2 protein-coding genes are annotated in these 1,888 nt (G+C 61.7%); both read left to right on the top strand.

Annotated elements, in window-relative coordinates; genetic code table 11:
- On the top strand, positions 1-787 hold a 787-nt coding region (locus ACXJ7R_RS31490), incomplete at its 5' end, for a TIGR00282 family metallophosphoesterase (protein ID WP_457155216.1).
- 64 nt (positions 788-851) lie between these two features.
- Positions 852-1,619, top strand: a complete 768-nt coding sequence (locus ACXJ7R_RS31485) for a TerC family protein (RefSeq protein WP_457155215.1) — start codon at positions 852-854, stop codon at positions 1,617-1,619.
- Positions 1,620-1,888 lie beyond the last annotated feature (269 nt).

Genomic DNA, 1,888 nt, shown 5'->3' with positions numbered 1-1,888 from the left:
CACGGCAGTGTGGGAACAACTGCCGGGACTGATCTCCGATTTCAAACTCGATTTCGTCATCGTCAACGGCGAGAATGCCGCCGGCGGCTTTGGCATCACCGAAGAGATCTTTCGCGAAACGATCGCGGCGGGCGCCGATGTTGTCACCACCGGCAACCATGTCTGGGACCAGCGCGACGCGCTGGCCTTCGCGCCGCGCGAAGAGCGCTTTCTGCGCCCCTCCAATTTCCCCAAGGGCACGCCCGGACGCGGCTCCGGCGTCTACATCGCCAGGAGCGGTGCGCGCGTGCTGGTCGCCAACATCATGGGCCGGGTGTTCATGCACCCCGAACTCGACGATCCGTTCCAGGCCGGTGAGCGCGAACTGGCCGCCTGTCCGCTCGGCGAGCAGGCGGATGCCGTGATCATCGACTTCCATGCCGAGGCGACTTCGGAAAAGATGTGCTTTGCGCATTTCGTCGATGGCCGCGCCAGTCTCGTCGTCGGCACCCACACGCACCAGCCGACCGGCGATCACCAGATCCTCAATGGCGGCACGGGTTACATTTCCGACGCCGGCATGTGTGGCGACTACGATTCCTCGCTCGGCATGGACAAGGAGGAACCGCTCAACCGGTTCCTGTCGAAAGTGCCGAAAGGGCGTTTCGAGGCAGCAACCGGACCGGCGACATTGTGCGGCGTCGGCGTCGATATTTCCGACCGCACGGGGCTTACCGAGAGGATCGCGCCGTTTCGTCGCGGCCCGCGGCTGGAGGAAACCGCACCGTCCTTCTGGTCGCGACATTGATATGGACGCAAGCAGTACCTAATTGCCGGCGACACTGCTCTAGATCGTAGAGGGGACGACCTCCATGCAGCTCATCGAATTCCTGGCGCCGCATTTTCACTTTGTCTCCGATCCAACGGCCTGGGTCGCGCTGCTGACGCTGGTGGTGCTGGAGATCGTGCTCGGCATCGACAATCTGATCTTCATCTCGATCCTGACCAACAAGCTGCCGGAAGCGCAAAGGGCGCGCGCCCGCCGGCTCGGCATCTCGGCGGCGCTGATCATGCGGCTGGTGCTGCTGGCCACGATTTCGATCATCGTCCAGCTGACGACGCCGGTGTTCACCGCCTTCGGTCACGGGTTTTCCTGGCGCGACCTGATCCTGATTGCCGGCGGCCTGTTCCTGGTTTGGAAGGCGACCAAGGAGATCCATCACACGGTCGATCCCGACGATCACCGGGACACGATGCTGGGTGAGACCCTGCAGATCAGCCTCGCCGGCGCGATCTTCCAGATCCTGCTGCTCGACCTCGTCTTCTCCATAGATTCGATCATCACCGCCGTCGGCATGACCGACGAGATCGCCATCATGTACATTGCCGTGATCGTCGCGGTCAGCGTGATGATGCTGGCGGCCGGACCGCTGGCAAATTTCATCGCCAAGAACCCGAGCATCGTCATGTTGGCGCTGGGCTTCCTGCTGATGATCGGCATGACGCTGATCGCCGACGGCATGGGCTACCATGTGCCCAAGGGTTACATCTACGCGGCGATGGGTTTTTCGGCCTTGGTCGAAGGGCTCAACATGCTGGCGCGGCGACGGAGAAAAGCGAAGTCCGGCGAGGGACATTGAGGTTGGCAAGAGCATAGCCGCGTCACGAGACCTTGGAGTTTGTCGCTGTCGCGTAGGATCGCTGGATCAGCCGACATGCCAGCCCTGCGATCAGCATCATAGACCGGCTGAAGTCCGACCTGAAGGCGTGAGCGATTGCGGCGGCCTCGCGGCTGGACGAATTGAGCCGATTTATCTATAAGCCGGCCATTCCGACAGAGAACGCCGTGCTTCCACGAGTTGCACCTGGGACGCTCTGAAATTTTGAATTCGAGCATTTTGCAGAAGAC

Source organism: Mesorhizobium sp. P5_C1 (assembly GCF_054049815.1).
The sequence above is the reverse complement of the archived record's forward strand: the minus strand, read 5'-3'. Positions and strand labels throughout refer to the sequence as shown.

Coding starts and splice junctions, on each gene's coding strand:
- ACXJ7R_RS31485 (WP_457155215.1), top strand. CDS start 852: ATGCAGCTCATCGAATTCCTGGCGCCGCATTTTCACTTTGTCTCCGAT.